The 14708-nt window shown below is 69.6% G+C and carries 13 protein-coding genes; 6 read left to right on the forward strand and 7 right to left on the reverse strand.

Going from position 1 to position 14708, the window contains the following annotated elements:
• Positions 1–62 precede the first annotated feature (62 nt).
• The 5 genes from D466_RS0102450 to D466_RS0102470 all read left to right on the forward strand — a co-directional run bounded on the left by D466_RS0102450 (position 63) and on the right by D466_RS0102470 (position 5363).
• A complete protein-coding gene (locus D466_RS0102450) occupies positions 63–1571 on the forward strand; it encodes a hypothetical protein (protein WP_018912110.1) in 1509 nt (502 codons plus the stop codon).
• The gene (gene lysS, locus D466_RS0102455; RefSeq protein ID WP_018912111.1) at positions 1568–3097 is read left to right on the forward strand and encodes a lysine--tRNA ligase; all 1530 of its coding nucleotides are present in this window, start codon (positions 1568–1570) and stop codon (positions 3095–3097) included. Before D466_RS0102450 ends, lysS begins: the two co-directional genes overlap by 4 nt.
• On the forward strand, positions 3094–3855 hold the full coding sequence (locus tag D466_RS0102460; protein ID WP_018912112.1) for a methyltransferase domain-containing protein: 762 nt from the start codon (positions 3094–3096) through the stop codon (positions 3853–3855). Before lysS ends, D466_RS0102460 begins: the two co-directional genes overlap by 4 nt.
• A 110-nt stretch (positions 3856–3965) precedes the next feature.
• On the forward strand, positions 3966–4445 hold the full coding sequence (locus D466_RS0102465; protein ID WP_018912113.1) for a histidine phosphatase family protein: 480 nt from the start codon (positions 3966–3968) through the stop codon (positions 4443–4445).
• 135 nt (positions 4446–4580) lie between these two features.
• Positions 4581–5363 carry a GNAT family N-acetyltransferase gene (locus D466_RS0102470; protein ID WP_018912114.1) on the forward strand — a complete coding sequence of 261 codons (783 nt, stop codon included), beginning with the start codon at positions 4581–4583 and terminating at the stop codon, positions 5361–5363.
• A gap of 14 nt (positions 5364–5377) precedes the next feature.
• On the opposite strand, the gene ppx is transcribed toward D466_RS0102470, so the two are convergent.
• Complete coding sequence (gene ppx / locus D466_RS0102475; RefSeq protein WP_018912115.1) at positions 5378–6907, reverse strand: exopolyphosphatase; 1530 nt, start codon at positions 6905–6907, stop codon at positions 5378–5380.
• A 115-nt stretch (positions 6908–7022) separates the two neighbouring features.
• Here ppx and ppk1 point away from each other — a divergent pair, with 115 nt between their 5' ends.
• Positions 7023–9113, forward strand: a complete 2091-nt coding sequence (ppk1, locus tag D466_RS0102480) for a polyphosphate kinase 1 (protein ID WP_018912116.1) — start codon at positions 7023–7025, stop codon at positions 9111–9113.
• A 23-nt stretch (positions 9114–9136) separates the two neighbouring features.
• Here the strand turns inward: ppk1 and phoR are convergent, their stop codons facing one another.
• Genes phoR through pstC form a run of 6 tightly spaced genes read right to left on the reverse strand, consistent with a single transcriptional unit; the run spans position 9137 to position 14701 of the window.
• Positions 9137–10489 (reverse strand): phosphate regulon sensor histidine kinase PhoR, encoded by a 1353-nt coding sequence (gene phoR, locus D466_RS0102485; protein WP_018912117.1) that lies wholly within the window; start codon positions 10487–10489, stop codon positions 9137–9139.
• A 16-nt stretch (positions 10490–10505) separates the two neighbouring features.
• On the reverse strand, positions 10506–11228 hold the full coding sequence (phoB, locus tag D466_RS0102490) for a phosphate regulon transcriptional regulator PhoB (protein WP_018912118.1): 723 nt from the start codon (positions 11226–11228) through the stop codon (positions 10506–10508).
• A 49-nt stretch (positions 11229–11277) separates the two neighbouring features.
• The gene (phoU, locus tag D466_RS0102495) at positions 11278–11979 is read right to left on the reverse strand and encodes a phosphate signaling complex protein PhoU (RefSeq protein ID WP_018912119.1); all 702 of its coding nucleotides are present in this window, start codon (positions 11977–11979) and stop codon (positions 11278–11280) included.
• Between the two features lie 22 nt (positions 11980–12001).
• Complete coding sequence (gene pstB, locus D466_RS0102500) at positions 12002–12808, reverse strand: phosphate ABC transporter ATP-binding protein PstB (RefSeq protein ID WP_051083669.1); 807 nt, start codon at positions 12806–12808, stop codon at positions 12002–12004.
• 37 nt (positions 12809–12845) lie between these two features.
• Positions 12846–13697, reverse strand: coding sequence for a phosphate ABC transporter permease PstA (gene pstA, locus D466_RS0102505; protein WP_018912121.1), 852 nt, complete (start codon positions 13695–13697; stop codon positions 12846–12848).
• Positions 13694–14701 carry a phosphate ABC transporter permease subunit PstC gene (pstC, locus tag D466_RS0102510; RefSeq protein WP_018912122.1) on the reverse strand — a complete coding sequence of 336 codons (1008 nt, stop codon included), beginning with the start codon at positions 14699–14701 and terminating at the stop codon, positions 13694–13696. Before pstC ends, pstA begins: the two co-directional genes overlap by 4 nt.
• Between the last annotated feature and the right edge of the window lie 7 nt (positions 14702–14708).

Genomic DNA, 14708 nt, shown 5'->3' on the forward strand with positions numbered 1-14708 from the left:
ACGCCCTCGAAGGCGTACGCCGCCCTCCCGAACCCGCCCGGTGCGCCGGGCCGACGCCCGACATGCCCGCAAGTTCCACCATCGACACCTCGGGCCTGCGCCTGGAGTTCACGCGCCACGGCGCGCAGGCGCTGGCCACGGCCCGCACCACGCTGGCCACGCTGCCCCAGCAGCCCGCCGACCTGGTCTCCAGCAGCGTGCTCAACGGCAGCGAGGGCCGCCCGGCCTGGCACATGCTCTCGCGCCTGGGGGCGCAGGGGCGCGACGCAGCCTCCGCGGCCGCCGCCGGCTTCCTGCAGGCCGAACACGTACGCATGGTCGAGTGGGCCGAAGATCTGATCGGCTCGTCCGGGCAGCCGCTGGACATCATCCACCTGGGCGCCGGGGGTTCCGAGACGCCGATGCTGGCTCTGCACACCGCGCTGTCGGTGCTGCGCGAGCCACGCTGCCGCGTGCACTGGGTGGCCAACCTGGACGGATCGACCCTCGACGCCGCGCTGCGGGCCAGCGACCCGGCACGCACCTGGGTGCTGATCAACAGCAAGTCCTTCCGCACCCAGGAGGTCATGCGCAACGCCGAATCGGTGGTGCAGTGGCTGCAGGCCCATCTGGGGCCGGCCGGAGCGCGCGCCCGCCTGGTGGCGCTGACCGCCAACGCCGAGGCCGCCTACCAGCGCTTCGGCATGCCCATGGCCCAGGTGTTCCGCTCGCTGCCCGAGATCGGTGGGCGCTTTTCCCTGTGGAGCGCCCATGGCATGGCCCTGCTGCTGGCCTTCGGCGCCGACGCGGTGGCCGAGCTGCACGCCGGGGCGCTGGAGATGGACCGGCATTTCCTCGAGACTCCGCTGGGCGCCAGCGCTCCGGGGCTGCTGGCCGGCCTGTCGCACGCCTACCGCGTGCGCTTCGGGCTGCCGCTGCTGTCCATCGGCCTGTACGGCGACGCCTTCGCCCACATGCCGCTGTACCTGCAGCAGCTGTTGATGGAATCCCTGGGCAAGTCCACTTCGGCCGACGGCCTGCAGCCGGTGGCGGTGAGCGGCCCGGCGGTGATCAGCGGCGTGGGCACGCCGGTGCAACACACCTACTTCCAGCTGCTGCACCAGGCGGCGGTTCCGGTGTTCCACGAGATCGTCGCCGTGGCCAGGCCCTGGCATGCGCGCCAGGCCGAGCACCTCGCACTGCTGTCCAACGCGCTGGGCCAGGCCGACGCGCTATGGAACGGCAAGGACGCGTCGAGCTGGCAGCGCGAGCTGATGCAGCAGGGCATGCCCGCGGCCGAGGCGCTGCGTGCCGCGCACCACCGCGCCTGTCCGGGCGGGCGCCCGTCGACCTTCATCTGGATTCGCGAACTGTGCCCGCACCAGTTGGGCGCCCTGCTCGCGCTGTACGAGCACCGCACCGTGGTCGAGGGCTGGCTGTACGGCATCAACCCCTTCGACCAGTGGGGCGTGGAGCTGGGCAAGACCCTGGCCACGCGCATCGAGCAGGCCCTGCTGACCCGCGACGCGCAGGGGCTGAGCGACGAGACCACCGCTTCCATCGATTACCTTCGCCAACAACTCGCCTCATGACCAAGCCATCCGCCGAAGCGCCCGGCGCAAGCGCGCCCAGCAGTCCCGCGAACGCCTCCGCTCTGCTGGGCGAACGCCGAGCCAAGCTGGCCGCGCTGCGCGCGCAGGGCAGCGCCTACCCGAACGACTTCAAGCCCGACTCCCGCGCGGACTCGTTGCACGCCGACTACGACCCGGTGCCCGCCGACGAGTTGCCGGCGCTGGCGCGCCAGGTTTCGGTGGCGGGGCGCCTGATGCTCAAGCGCGTGATGGGCAAGGCCAGCTTCGGCACCCTGCAGGACGCCAGCGGGCGCATCCAGATCTACGTCACCAACGACCATACCGGCGAGGCCGGCCACGGCGCCTTCAAGCACTTCGACCTCGGCGACATCGTGGCCTGCCGCGGCACCCTGTTCAAGACCCGCAGCGGCGAGCTCACCGTGCAGGCCGCCGAGGTGCGGCTGCTGGCGAAGAACCTGCATCCGCTGCCGGACAAGTTCCACGGCCTGGAGGACGTGGAGACGCGCTACCGCCAGCGCTACGTCGACCTGCTGGTCACGCCGGAGGCGCGCCAGCGCTTCGTCGACCGCGGGCGCATCGTCTCGGCGCTGCGCCTGGAGATGGAACAGGCCGGCTTCGTCGAGGTGGAGACCCCGATGCTGCACCCCATCCCCGGCGGCGCCAACGCCAAGCCCTTCATCACCCACCACAATGCGCTGGACCAGCAGATGTTCCTGCGCATCGCGCCCGAGCTGTACCTGAAGCGCCTGGTGGTGGGCGGCTTCGAGCGGGTGTTCGAGATCAACCGCAACTTCCGCAACGAGGGCATCTCGGTACGCCACAACCCCGAGTTCACGATGATGGAGTTCTATTGCGCCTACTGGAACCACCAGGACGTGATGGACTACACCGAGGGCCTGTTGCGCCAGGCCGCGATCCGCGCCCGCGGATCCGCGCGCTTCCAGTACCAGGGCCGCGAAATCGACTTCGACTCCGGCTTCGCGCGGCTGAGCGTGCGCGACTCGGTGGCGCTGCATGCCGGGCTGGACCCGGCCTCGCTCGACGACCCGCAGGCGCTGCGCGAACTGCTGCGGCGCGCCGGCGAGCCGGCGCCCGCGCACTGGGGAGTGCCGGAACTGCAATTCGGCGTGTTCGAGGCCGTGGTCGAGGAAAAGCTATGGCAGCCGACCTTCATCGTCGACTACCCGGTGGAGGTGTCGCCGCTGGCCCGCGCCAGCGACGCCGACCCGACGGTGGCCGAACGCTTCGAGCTGTTCATCGCCGGGCGCGAGATCGCCAACGGCTTTTCCGAACTCAACGACCCCGAGGACCAGGCGGCGCGCTTCGCCGCGCAGGTGGCGAACAAGGACGCCGGCGACGAGGAGGCCATGTATTTCGACGCCGACTACATCCGCGCCCTCGAGGTGGGCATGCCCCCGGCGGGCGGCTGCGGCATCGGCATCGACCGCCTGGTCATGCTGCTCACCGACGCCGCCAGCATCCGCGACGTGATCCTGTTCCCGGCGCTGCGCCGCACGGCTGGATGATGCGGCGCCGCCGCCGTCCCGACGAGCCTTTCCTGTGCCAGGAGCGAGGCGAGGTCTCGCTGCACTTCGGCATGTCGGCCCTGCAAAGCCGCATGCGCAGCGCCGACCCCACCCAACTGGTGCTGGACTACACGCGGGCGATGATGGCCTTCGTGCTGGTGCTTCCCTGGCCGGAGCACGTGGTCATGATCGGGCTGGGCGGCGGCTCCCTGGCCAAGTACTGCCGTGCCCACCTGCCCGGCTCGCGCTTCACGGCGGTGGAGATCAACCCCGACGTCATCGCCATGCGCGGTGCCTTCGCCGTGCCGCCCGACGATGAACGCTTCGCCGTGGTGCAGGCCGACGGAGCCGCGTGGATCCGCGAGCACGAGCGCAGCTGTGACGTGCTGCTGCTCGACGGCTTCGATTCCGCCGGGCTGCCGGAGTCGCTGTCCAGCCAGGAGTTCTACGACGCCTGCGCGCGCGCACTGCGACCGGGCGGCCTGCTGGTGTCGAACCTGTGGGCGCCGCAGTTCCGGCGCGACGAGGCGATCCGGCGCATGCGCGCGGCCTTCGAGTCGGGGGTCGCCGCGATGAGCGCCGAGCAGGGCGAGAACACCATCGCGCTGGCGCGCCGCGCCGGCGGCTGGCCCTCGCCGGAGCGGCTGTTCCAGCGCGCCCGTGAACTCGAGCCCGAGCACGCACTGGACCTGCAGGCAGCCGCGCGGCGCCTGGTCATGGCCCTGCAGGGGGCGCCGGTCGAACCGGATCCCTGCTGAAACCCCGGGTTTCTTGCGGGAAAGGCCTGCACGGCGCGGGCCGGGCGCGCTACAGTGCCGGCAGGCTCGGCAGCTCAAGCGCCGGAGCCGGGCCCTGCCGGACCTTCCCGATGAGCACCCTGCTGCATGTCCTTTTCTGGCGTCATGCCGAAGCGGAGGAATCCGCGCCCGGCGGCGACGACCTGCGCCGCGCGCTGACCCGCGAGGGCCGGCGCGACGCCAGCGCGATGGCCGCGTGGATCAAGGCCCACGTGCCCAAGCCCTGGACCGTGTGCTGCAGTCCCGCGCTGCGCAGCCGGCAGACCGCGCTGGCGCTGGCGGACTACCCGGTCGAGCGCGCCGAACTGGCGCCCGACCGCGGCGTGGTGGACATCCTGGACCTGATCGAATCCAGCCGCGAGGACGGCCACGCGCTGGTGCTGTGCGGACACCAGCCCTCGCTGGGCAGTGCCGCGCTGCGCTGGCTGTGCGAGGCCGAGGCCGCGTTCACACTGCGCAAGGCCGGCCTCGTGTGGGTGTGCGAGCGCGAGCGCGACGGCCAGCCCAACCGCGTGCTGCGCGCCTGCGTCAGCCCTGATCTGATCGACTGAGACCGCGGTGGGCCCACGGCTCGGCACGGGGCCGGCCGTGGCGCCCGAATCTGTCATCGCGGCGTCACGGTTTGGTCACGGGATCGACATGTGGCTCTCGTATCGTGTTGCAACACCCCACACGAGGAGCCTGGAATGTTCGATCACGACCCCGCGGATTCTTCCCGCCAGGGCCGGCATTGCACCGAGACGGCCAGCGCGCGCGGCAAGCTGCGCATCTCCTGGGCGCGTCATGCGGACGAGGTGCGCGAAGCCCAGCGCCTGCGCTGGAAGATCTTCGTCGACGAACTCGGCGCGCGCAGCGGCAGCCCCGAGCCGGGCCACGACATCGACATCTTCGACCCCTACTGCGACCACCTGCTGGCGCGCGACGCCGAGGACCGGCTGGTGGGCACCTACCGCGTGCTGCCCCCGCACCAGGCCAAGCGCATCGGCGGCCTGTATTCCGAGACCGAATTCGACCTCACGCGCCTGCTGCATCTGCGCCCGCGCCTGCTCGAGCTGGGCCGCGCCTGCGTGCACCGCGAGCACCGCAGCGGTGGCGTGATCATGGCGCTGTGGGCGGGACTGGCCGACTACATGCGGCGCCACGAGCTGCAGGCGATGATCGGCTGCTCCAGCGTGTCCATGCGCGATGGCGGGCACTACGCCGCCAGCCTGTGGGCGCGGCTGCGCGCCACGCACCTGGCGCCGGCCGAGGATCAGGTGCAAGCCCGCGTCGCGCTGCCGGTGGACAACCTGCGCAAGGACCTGCCCGCGGAAGCCCCGGCCCTGCTCAAGGGCTATCTGCGCGTGGGCGCGCGGGTCTGCGGCGCGCCGGCCTGGGACCCCGACTTCAACACCGCCGACTTCCCGCTGCTGATGCGCCTGGACGCCGTGCAGCAGCGCTACGCGCGGCACTTCCTCGGCAACGCTTGAGGGGGGACAGCCCCTCAGGACACGAGCTGGGCCTGCAGCTGCAGTTGCAGGTCCAGGCCCACGCGCTGCCACTCCGAGACCTCCTGCTCCAGACTGTACTGGGTGAGCGGCGAGGCGCGCAGCCAGCGCGCGCCGGCCTCGATGCGCGTGCCCGACACGCCCTGCGCGCCGGCCACCAGGCGCAGCCCGCCGTCGAGTTCCACGTCGCGCCGGTTGCGCGCCAGCAGCACCGCCAGGCGCAGCGCGAGCAGCGAGCGCAGGTCCACCGGCGGGCCGGTCAGCGCGCCGAGTTTTTTCAGTTTGCCGCCGTGGCACAGCAGCATCTCCGCCATCGCCGCCTGCTCGCTGCGCGAGAAGCCGGGCATGTCGGCGTTGCCGACGATGTAGGCGGAATGCTTGTGGTAGGCGCTGTGGGAGATCGACAGGCCCACCTCGTGCAGCTGCGCGGCCCAGCGCAGCGCCTGGCGGCGCTCGGACGAGGCCTGCGGATCGAGCTGCCCGAGCAGCGCCAGCGCCAGTTGCTCCACGCGCGCGGCCTGGCGCGCGTCCACCGCGTAGCGCTCGGTGAACTGCTGCACCGTGAGTTCGCGCATGTCCTGCTGCTGCTCGCGCCCGAGCAGGTCGTACAGCACCCCCAGGCGCAGGCCGGCGTCGGTGGCCTCCATGTCCTTCAGGCCGAGCTCCTCGAACACCGCCAGCATGATGGCCAGGCCCCCGGCGGCCACCGGCAGGCGGTCGGGCTTGAGCCCCGGCATGCGCAGGGTGCTCAGGTCCTCGGCCTGCACGTAGATCTTGCGCAGGCGGCGCAGGCCGCCACGCGTGATGCCCAGGCTGGCGCCGGAATCATTGAGCTGGCTGCCCACCAGGATGTCGGCCAGTGCGCGCGCCGTGCCGCTGGAGCCCACCGCCGAGGCCCAGCCGGTCTTGCGGAAACCGCGCGCGATGATCTGGATCTCGCGCCGAGCCGCCAGCTCGGCCGACTTCATGCGCTGCTCGTCGACCCGCCCGGCGGGGAAGAATTCGCGGGTCATCGACACGCAGCCGATGTACAGCGATTCCATCACCCGCGGCTCCAGCCCCGAGCCGATGATGAACTCGGTGGAGCCGCCGCCGATGTCCACCACCAGGCGGTGCCCCGCGGACGGGGTCACCGAGTGGGCCGCGCCGATGTACACCAGGCGCGCTTCCTCGCGCCCGGCGATCACCTCGATCGGGAAGCCCAGCGCCTGCTGCGCCCGTTCCAGGAAGGCCGGCGCGTTCTTGGCCACGCGCACCGCGTTGGTCGCCACCGCGCGCACCCGCTCGGGGTGGAACTGGCGCAGGCGCTCGCCGAAACGGCGCAGCGTGGCCAGCGCGCGCTGCTGGCTCTCCTCGGTGAGGCTCTTGTTCTCGTCCAGGCCCGCGCCCAGGCGCACCGGCTCACGCAGCGAATCCAGCGGGTAGATCTGCGCGCCGTGCGGGCTCTCGGCGGCCTTGCCCACCAACATGCGAAAGCTGTTGGATCCGAGATCGACGGCGGCGAGATGCTGGACTTTCAGGGACATGGCGCAAGTGGAACACGGCCGGATGACACGCCCTTGACGATGTCATGTAGATTTCATGGGAATGTGGGATCGTAAGCCTTTCCCGATTCCGCCCGCGTCCGTTTCCCGCCGATCCATGGCCAAGCCAGCACCCTCTCCCCTGATCAACCGAGAAATCGGTATCCTGGCCTTCAACCGCCGCGTGCTGGCGCAGGCGCAGGATCCGGCCATTCCTCCGCTGGAGCGCCTGCGGTATCTGTGCATCGTCGCGTCGAACCTGGATGAATTCTTCGAGACCCGCGTGGCGCAGCTGCAGGACCTGCTGGAACACGAGCCGGCCGCGCTGACCCCCGACGGCCTGCCGGTGGCCGAGGCGCTGCGCCTGATCGCCGACGACACGCACGCGCTGGTGGCCGAGAAGTACCGGGTGCTGCAACAGGCCATCTACCCCATGCTGCGCGACGTGGGCGTTCGTTTCGTCACCAGCGGGGAATGGTCGCCGCGCCAGCAGCGCTGGGCGCGCTCCTATTTCGAGCGCGAGGTGCTGCCGGTGCTCACGCCCATCGGCCTCGACCCCGCGCACCCCTTTCCCAAGGTGCTCAACAAGAGCCTGAACTTCGCCGTCATGCTCGAGGGCACGGACGCATTCGGGCGCAACGTGGACCTGGGCATCATCCAGGCACCCAGGGCCCTGCCCCGGGTGCTGGAAATGCCCCAGGATCTGGTGGAGGACGACAAACTGCACAGTTTCGTGCTGCTGTCCTCGCTGATGCAGGCCTACGCCGGCCATCTGTTCCCCGGCCTGAAGGTGCAGGGCGTGCACCAGTTCCGCGTCACCCGCAACAGCGAACTGTTCGTGGACGACGACGAGATCACCAACCTGCGCACCGCGCTGCAGGGCGAGCTGCGCGCGCGTCACTACGGCGACGCCGTGCGCCTGGAGGTCACCTCCGCCTGCCCGCAGCCGCTGCTGGAGCGCCTGATGCGCGAGAACGGGCTGCACGCGCGCGACTGTTTCCGCGTGGACGGCCCGGTCAACCTGGCGCGCCTGCAGTCGGTCATCGACATGCTGCCGCAGTCGCGCCTGACCTATCCCCCCCACCTGCCGGCCGCGCTGCCCGGCTGGCCGGGCGCCGAGCCCGAGCTGTTCGAGCGCATCCGCGCCGGCGACGTGCTGTTGCACCACCCCTACGACAGCTTCGCGCCGGTGGTGGATCTGGTGCGCACCGCCGCGCGCGACCCCCAGGTGCTGGCCATCAAGCAGACCATCTACCGCGCCGGGCACACCTCCGACCTGATGGAGGCGCTGATCGAGGCCTCGCGCAACGGCAAGGAAGTCACGGTGGTGCTGGAACTGATGGCGCGCCTGGACGAGGAAACCAACATCAACTGGGCGGCGCGCCTGGAGGCCGAGGGCGCGCATGTGGTGTACGGTGTGGTGGGCTTCAAGTGCCACGCCAAGATGCTCATGGTGGTGCGCCGCGAACGCACCGGGCGCCGCACCGAGCAGCTGCGCCGCTACGTGCACCTGGGCACCGGCAACTACCACACCCGCACCGCGCGCCTGTACACCGATTTCGGGCTCATGACCGCCGACGAGGCGATCTGCGCCGACGTCAACCAGGTGTTCCTGGAGATCACCGGCTCCTCCCGCTTCGCGCCGCTGCGCCGCCTGTGGCAGTCGCCCTTCTCGCTGCTGGACAAGCTGATCCGTTCCATCCGCCACGAGGCGCGGCTGGCGCGCGCCGGCAAGCCCGCGCGCATCTGGGCGCGGGTGAACGCGCTGCTCGAGCCCACGGTGATCGGCGAGCTGTACAAGGCCGCGCGCGCCGGCGTGGAGATCCGCCTGCTGGTGCGCGGGCCCTGCATGCTGCGCCCGGGCATCGCCGGACTGTCCGAGAACATCCGCGTGCGCTCGGTGATCGGCCGCTTCCTGGAGCATGCGCGAGTGTTCTACTTCCACAACGACGGCGCCGAGGATGTGTGGATCTCCTCGGCCGACTGGATGGAACGCAACCTGTTCCGCCGCGTCGAGATCGCCGCGCCCATCCTGGACCCCGAGGCCAAGGCGAAGGTCATCCGCGAAGGCCTGCGCGTGCACTGGACCAACCCCGGCAATGCCTGGGACATGGACGGCGCCGGCAACTGGCGCCGCGCCCGCGGCTGGCAGCGCGGCCGCAGCAGCCACCAGGTGCTGATCGACTCGCGCGAACCCGAGACGCCCTGAGCCCAGGCAGGCCTCGGGCGGGCTCAGGCGCCGGGCTCGAGGGCCGGCACCTGCGGCGCCGCGGGCTGCGCGACCACCACGCGCTGCGAGGGGAAGCGGGCACTGAAGGTGCTGCCATCGCCCAGCTGGCTGGCAATGCGCAGCTCCGCCTGGTGGCGCAGCAGCGCGTGCTTGACGATGGCCAGCCCCAGTCCGGTGCCCCCCGATTCGCGCGAGCGCCCGCGGTCGACGCGGTAGAAGCGCTCGGTCAGACGCGGGATGTGCTCGACCGCGATGCCGATGCCGTCGTCGCTGACGCTGAACTCGCCTCCCGCTTCGCCCAGGCCGCTGTCCAGCACGCGCCAGCGGATCTGGATCAGCCCGCCTTCGGGGGTGTAGCGCACGGCATTGCTCACCAGGTTGCCGAAGGCGCTGGAGAGCTCGCCGCCGGCGCCGCGCAGCTTGCTCAGGTCGGCCTCGGCCTCGATGCGGTGGCGCCCGCCCGACAGCGCGCGTGCGTCGGCGGCCAGGCGCGCCACCATGTTGGGCATGTCCAGCAGTTCCTCGGCGGGTTGGTGCGGGTCGCCTTCCAGGTGGGCCAGGGTCAGCAGGTCCTCCACCAGATGGCGCATGCGGTCGCTCTGCTGCTGCATCAGCACCAGCACGCGCTCGCGCTCCTCGGCGGAGAAGTCCAGGCTGCGCAGGGTCTCGACGAAACCCGCGATCACCGTCAGGGGCGTCTTGATCTCGTGGGAGACATTGGCCACGAAGTCGCGGCGCATCGCCTCGGTGCGTTCGATCTGCGTGACGTCGCGCGACAGCAGCAGGCGGTCGCCGTCGCCGTAGGGAATTACCTGCACGCTCAGCAGCAGGGTGCCGTGGCTGCCGTTGCGGCGCATCAGCAAGGGTTCGGCGAACTGGCGCCCCGCCAGGTAGCCGACGAACTCGGGGTTGCGGATCAGGTGCACCGCGTGCTGGCGCATGTCGCGCCGCGGGTCCAGCCCGAAATGCCCGGCCGCGGTGGCGTTGCACCAGTCGATCTGCCCGTGCTCGTCGATCAGCATCACCCCGTTGGGCGAGGCCTGCAGCGCCTCGATGAAGCGCGCGAGCTTGTTCTCCTCGCGCTGCACCCGGCTTTGCCACAGGCGCAGCTGGCGCGCGCTGCGGTAGAACACCTCGCCCCAGGCGCCGACCGAGGCCGGAATGCTGTCGCGCTGCGGGAAGCGCAGCCAGCTGAGCAGTCGGGCACGGGCCAGGGTGTCGAAGGCGACGACCCCGAGCGCGATCGCGCACGCCAGCGCCAGGCCGGCGGCCTCGTCCAGCCAGTGCGCCACCAGCGCGCCGGCCAGCGCCATCACGGCCCCGATGGCGGCCAGGCGGATGATCACGGAACGCATGGGCGGGAAAGGCGGCTCAGCCGGCGGCGGTGGCGCCCTGGCGCTGCGTGAACCGGTAGCCGGCTCCGCGCACCGTCTCGACCAGCTCCGAGCAGTTCGCCGGGGCCAGCGCCTCGCGCAGGCGCTTGATGTGCACGTCCACGGTGCGCTCCTCGATGAACACGTGGTCGCCCCAGACCTTGTCGAGCAGCGCGCCGCGGCTGTGCACGCGCTCCGGATGGGTCATCATGAAGTGCAGCAGCTTGAACTCGGTGGGACCCAGGCGCAGTTCCTTCTCCGCGCCGTCGGGCGCGGTGTAGGTGACGCGCCGCGTGCCCGGGTCGACGGCCAGCGCGCCCGCGCGCACCGGCTCGTCGGTGAGCTGGGGCGAGCGCCGGCGCAGCACGGCGCGGATGCGCGCCAGCAGTTCCTTGGGCGAAAAGGGCTTGGTGATGTAGTCGTCGGCGCCCGCGTCGAGCCCGGCGATGGTGTCGGTTTCCTCGCTGCGCGCGGTGAGCAGGATCATCGGGATGCCGCGGGTGCGCGCCCCCTGGCGCAACTCGCGCAGCAGCGCGACGCCGGACATGCCCGGGAGCATCCAGTCCACCAGCATCACGTCCGGCAATACGTCGCGGATCAGACGCAGGGCCTCCTCGGCGCTCCCCGCCACGATGGGGCAGTGCCCCGCGTGGCGCAGGTTCACCGCGAGCAATTCGGCGATCGCGGGTTCGTCTTCGACTATCAGGATGTTGCTGGGCATGGATCGGTCTCGGGCTCGCGCTTCCCTCCCGCGGCGCGCGCGCAGGGGTTCACAGGGTTCCCGCCACCTCGTTGAAGGCTTCCTTGTTGTGGCGTACGTCGGTGCCGCGCACCACGTAGATGACGAACTCGGCGATGTTCTTGGCGTGGTCGCCGATGCGCTCGATGGCCTTGGCGATGAACACCATGTCCAGGCTGGCCGAGATGTTGCGGGGGTCTTCCATCACGTAGGTGATGAGCTTGCGCATGAAGGAATCGAACTCGGCGTCGATGGCGCTGTCGGCGGTGACGATGTCCACCGCGGCGCGCTCGTCCAGGCGCGCGAAGGCGTCCAGCGCCTTGCGGATCTGCGCCACCGCGAGGTCGGACTCGCGAATGATCTCGTTGAAGGAGATGCTCAGGTTCGCCCCGGCCTCGATCAGGTCGCGCGCCATGCGCGCGATACGGTCGGCCTCGTCGCCGACGCGCTCCAGGTTGGTGATGGTCTTGGAGATCGCCAGCATCAGGCGCAGGTCACGCGCGGTGGGCTGGCGCTTGGCGATGATCTGCGCCACGTCGGCGTCGATCTCCACCTCGAGCTGGTTCACCCGCTTCTCGGTGAGCATCACCCCGCGCGCGGCCTCGGCGTCGAAGTGGCGCACCGCGTAGACCGCCTGCGCGATCTGCGACTCGACCAGGCCGCCCATCTCCAGCACGCGGGTGGTGATGGCGCTGATCTCGGCGTCGAACTGGGTGGAAAGGTGCTTGTCCATGGCTGTTTCTCCTGGCGTGCCGTCAGCCGAAACGGCCGGTGATGTAGTCTTCCGTTTCCTGCTTGCGCGGCTTGAGGAAGATCTGGTTGGTGTCGCCGAACTCGATGAGCTGACCCAGGTACATGTAGGCCGTGTAGTCCGACACGCGCGCGGCCTGCTGCATGTTGTGGGTGACGATGGCCACCGTGTAGTCGCTCTTGAGCTCGGTGACCAATTCCTCGATCTTGCCGGTGGAGATCGGATCCAGCGCGGAGGTCGGTTCGTCGAGCAGCAGCACCTCGGGCTTGATCGCGATCCCTCGCGCGATGCACAGCCGCTGCTGCTGCCCGCCCGACAGGCTCATTCCGCTCTGCTTGAGCTTGTCCTTGACCTCGGCCCAAAGGCCGGCGCGCGTGAGGCTCGCCTCCACGCGCTCATCCATGTCGGCGCGACTCATCCGCTCATACAGGCGCACCCCGAAGGCGATGTTCTCGTAGATCGACATCGGAAAGGGCGTGGGCTTCTGGAACACCATGCCGATCTTCGCGCGGATCAGCGAGACGTCCGTCTTCGTGCCCAGGATGTTCTCGCCATCGATCACGATCCGACCTTCCGCGCGCTGCTCCGGATAGAGCTCGTGCATGCGGTTGAACGTGCGCAGAAGGGTCGACTTGCCGCAGCCCGACGGCCCGATGAACGCCGTGACCTGGTTCTCGGGGATATCGAGGTTGACGCTCTGGATGGCGCGAAACTTGCCGTAGTAGAAATTGAGATCCCGCACCTCGATCTTGGTGCGGTGCTCGACGGTCTTGGCCTCGCCGGCTTCGGCGACAGGCAGCGCAGCACTCATGGACATGTTCATCGAAGTTCGTTCGGTGGGCGCGCGCTCAGCTCTTTTCCCCGCGCCGGCGCAGCAGCCAACGCGAGCCGGCGCTCAGCAGCAGAATGAAGACCATGGCGACGAACGCTCCGGCCCAGGCCATCTGCTGCCAGTTCGCGTAGGGGCTCATCGCGAAGTTGAAGATGACCACGGGCAGGTTGGCCATGGCATGGTTGACGTCGAGACTGAAGTACTGATTGTTCAGCGCCGTGAACAGCAGCGGCGCGGTCTCGCCACTGATGCGCGCGACACCGAGAATGATTCCGGTGAGGATGCCGGTGGAAGCCGCCCGCCAGGTGATGTGCGTGATCACCTTCCAGTAGGGGGTGCCCAGCGCGATCGCCGCTTCGCGCAGCGAGCCGGGAACCAGCCGGAGCATCTCGTCGGTGGTGCGCACGACCACCGGGATGAGAATCAAGGTCAGCGCGATGCCGCCGGAAAACGCCGAGAAATGCCCCATCGGATCGACGACGATGGCATAGGCGAACAAACCGATGACGATCGACGGCGCACTCAGCAGGATGTCGTTGAGAAAGCGCACGATCGCACCCAGGCGGTGCTTGACGGCGAACTCGCCGAGCCACGTCCCCGCGAGCACGCCCACGGGCGTGCCGATGAGCACGGCCATGCCCAGCAACAGCAAACTGCCGACGAAGGCGTTGCGCAAGCCGCCGCCGTCGGCTCCCGGCGCCGGCGTGTCCTGCGTGAACAGTGCCCAGTTCATGGCCGGCAAGCCATAGCGCAGCGTGGTCCACAGGATCCAGACCACCCAGAAGATGCCGAACACGGTCATCAGCACCGCGATCGACATGTTGATCCAGTTGGTCAGGCGACGACGCCTGTACAGCAGCGTGTTCATGATCGGGCCCCCTGCGCTGCCGACTCCAGCCGCATCAACAACAGCTTGGCCAGCACGAGCACGATGAAGGTGATCACGAACAGGATCAGGCCCAGCGCCAGCAGCGAGGAACGGTACAGGTCGCTGGTCGCCTCGGTGAACTCGTTGGCGATGACCGAGGCGATCGAACTGCCCGGCATCAGCAAGCTGGCCTGCAGCCGGTTCGCATTGCCGATGATGAAGGTCACGGCCATGGTCTCGCCCAACGCCCGGCCCAGTCCGAGAAAAATTCCGCCCGTCACGGCAGTCCGCGTGAATGGCAGCACGACATACCGCGCCACCTCCCAGGTGGTCGCACCCAGGGCGTACGCCGATTCCTTGAGGGCCGGCGGGGTCACCATGAACACGTCGCGCATGATCGACGAAATGAACGGGATGATCATGATCGCCAGCACGATGCCCGCGGCCAGCATGCCGATGCCCATGGGCGGGCCCTGAAACAGCAGGCCGAGACCCGGAATGGCGCCCAGATGATCGTTGATCCACGGCTCGAATGCCGCGAACCATGGCGCGAAGACGAGCAGGCCCCACATGCCGTAGATGATGCTGGGAATGGCCGCCAGCAGTTCGATCGCGGCGGAAACGGGGCCGCGCAGCCAATTGGGCGAAAGTTCCGAAATGAACAAGGCGATGCCGAAGCTCACCGGCACCGCGATGACCATCGCGATGGCCGAACTGATCAACGTGCCGCCGATGAAGACCAGCGCCCCGAACTGGTTGTTGACCGGGTCCCAGGTGCTGGTGACCAGGAACCGCCAGCCGAAGGTATGCAGCGCCTTCGAGCCCTCCCCCACCAGCGAGATCATGATCGCCACGAGCGAGATCGCGACGAGGAAGGCGACGACTCCGGTCGTCTTGCGGAACAGAAAATCCGCCAGGACGGACGGAGCCTTCCTGGCGGACTTCGCCTGTCCCGGGATATCCGCCGCCGATGCTTCGGCGGCGAGAGCCTCGGAACCGTTCATTTCAGCC

It is taken from the genome of Thiomonas sp. FB-6, assembly GCF_000377645.1.
Lineage (GTDB): Bacteria > Pseudomonadota > Gammaproteobacteria > Burkholderiales > Burkholderiaceae_C > Thiomonas_A.

Excerpts from the sequence above, each read along its gene's own strand:
- pstA (WP_018912121.1), bottom strand. The coding sequence starts at position 13,697 with ATGAACACGCTGCTGTACAGGCGTCGTCGCCTGACCAACTGGATCAAC.
- pstB (WP_051083669.1), bottom strand. The coding sequence starts at position 12,808 with ATGAGTGCTGCGCTGCCTGTCGCCGAAGCCGGCGAGGCCAAGACCGTC.
- D466_RS0102450 (WP_018912110.1), top strand. The coding sequence starts at position 63 with ATGCCCGCAAGTTCCACCATCGACACCTCGGGCCTGCGCCTGGAGTTC.
- D466_RS0102465 (WP_018912113.1), top strand. The coding sequence starts at position 3,966 with ATGAGCACCCTGCTGCATGTCCTTTTCTGGCGTCATGCCGAAGCGGAG.
- ppx (WP_018912115.1), bottom strand. The coding sequence starts at position 6,907 with ATGTCCCTGAAAGTCCAGCATCTCGCCGCCGTCGATCTCGGATCCAAC.
- ppk1 (WP_018912116.1), top strand. The coding sequence starts at position 7,023 with ATGGCCAAGCCAGCACCCTCTCCCCTGATCAACCGAGAAATCGGTATC.
- phoU (WP_018912119.1), bottom strand. The coding sequence starts at position 11,979 with ATGGACAAGCACCTTTCCACCCAGTTCGACGCCGAGATCAGCGCCATC.
- pstC (WP_018912122.1), bottom strand. The coding sequence starts at position 14,701 with ATGAACGGTTCCGAGGCTCTCGCCGCCGAAGCATCGGCGGCGGATATC.
- phoB (WP_018912118.1), bottom strand. The coding sequence starts at position 11,228 with ATGCCCAGCAACATCCTGATAGTCGAAGACGAACCCGCGATCGCCGAA.
- lysS (WP_018912111.1), top strand. The coding sequence starts at position 1,568 with ATGACCAAGCCATCCGCCGAAGCGCCCGGCGCAAGCGCGCCCAGCAGT.
- D466_RS0102460 (WP_018912112.1), top strand. The coding sequence starts at position 3,094 with ATGATGCGGCGCCGCCGCCGTCCCGACGAGCCTTTCCTGTGCCAGGAG.
- phoR (WP_018912117.1), bottom strand. The coding sequence starts at position 10,489 with ATGCGTTCCGTGATCATCCGCCTGGCCGCCATCGGGGCCGTGATGGCG.
- D466_RS0102470 (WP_018912114.1), top strand. The coding sequence starts at position 4,581 with ATGTTCGATCACGACCCCGCGGATTCTTCCCGCCAGGGCCGGCATTGC.